Genomic DNA, 1362 nt, shown 5'->3' on the forward strand with positions numbered 1-1362 from the left:
GTCGTGGAGAGGGAGACAGCCCAGACCGTCGTCTAAGGTCCACAAGCGCGTGCTAAGTGGGAAAGGATGTGGAGTCGCATAGACAGCCAGGAGGTTGGCTCAGAAGCAGCCATCCTTGAAAGAGTGCGTAACAGCTCACTGGTCTAGTGGTTCCGCGCCGACAATGTAGCGGGGCTCAAGCACGCCACCGAAGACGCGGCAGTACTTTGGTACTGGGTAGGAGAGCGTCCCACGGGGGGCGAAGCGGCGGCGCAAGCCGGCCGTGGATTCCGTGGGAGTGAGAATGCAGACATGAGTAGCGAAAGCGGGGTGAGGATCCCCGCCGCTGGATGACCAAGGGTTCCAGGGCCACGTTCATCGTCCCTGGGTGAGTCGGGTCCTAAGGCGAGGCCGACAGGCGTAGTCGAATGGATGAACGGGTCGATATTCCCGTACCGGCTGGCGACCGATCAAACCGGAACCGTGAGCACTAACCTCCATTATTCTCGTGATGTTCCCTTCGGGGTTCGGATCGGGGTGGTGTTGGGACCGTAGCGGGAGTAGGTCAGCGCAGGAGTGACACGGAAGGGTGGCCGGCTCCGGAGGTGGTTTTCCGGGGCCAAGCACGCGGCCCGTCCCCCAGGCAAATCCGGGGGGCGTGAGGGTGAGGTGCGATGGGACGCGCGTTTAGCGTGGATCCGGTGATCCCGGCCGTCGAGAAAAGCTTCGGCGTGAGGGCGTCAGTCCGCCCGTACCCCAAACCGACACTGGTGGTCAGGTAGAGAATACCAAGGCGATCGAGCGAATCCTGGTCAAGGAACTCGGCAAATCACTCCCGTTCCTTCGGTTTAAGGGAGACCCCCGATGGTGAACCAACTCGCTTGGGGAGCTTTTGGGGGTGGCACAGACCAGGGGGTAGCGACTGTTTACCAAAAACACAGGTGCATGCGAAGACGCAAGTCGCTGTATATGCACTGACGCCTGCCCGGTGCCGGAAGGTTAAGAGGATCCGTCATCCCTTCGGGGGGAAGCGGTGAATTCAAGCCCCGGTAAACGGCGGTGGTAACTATAACCATCCTAAGGTAGCGAAATTCCTTGTCGGGTAAGTTCCGACCTGCACGAATGGCGTAACGACTTCCCCACTGTCTCGACCAGGAGCTCGGCGAAATTGCAGTACGAGTAAAGATGCTCGTTAAGCGCAGAAGGACGAAAAGACCCCGGGACCTTTACTATACCTTGGTATTGGCATTCGGTGTGGATTGTGTAGCATAGGCGGGAGACGTCGAGGCGTGGCCGCCAGACCGCGCGGAGTCGCAAGGTGAAATACCGCTCTGTTCGCATTGGATGTCTAACCACGACCAGTCATCCTGGTCTGGGACAGTG

1 rRNA gene is annotated in these 1362 nt (G+C 59.5%); it reads left to right on the top strand.

Annotated elements, in window-relative coordinates:
* A 23S ribosomal RNA gene (locus BMYO_RS11320) occupies positions 1-1362 on the top strand; the annotation flags it as partial.

Origin of the sequence: Bifidobacterium myosotis (assembly GCF_002259745.1) — a bacterium.
GTDB classification, from domain to species: Bacteria; Actinomycetota; Actinomycetes; order Actinomycetales; family Bifidobacteriaceae; genus Bifidobacterium; species Bifidobacterium myosotis.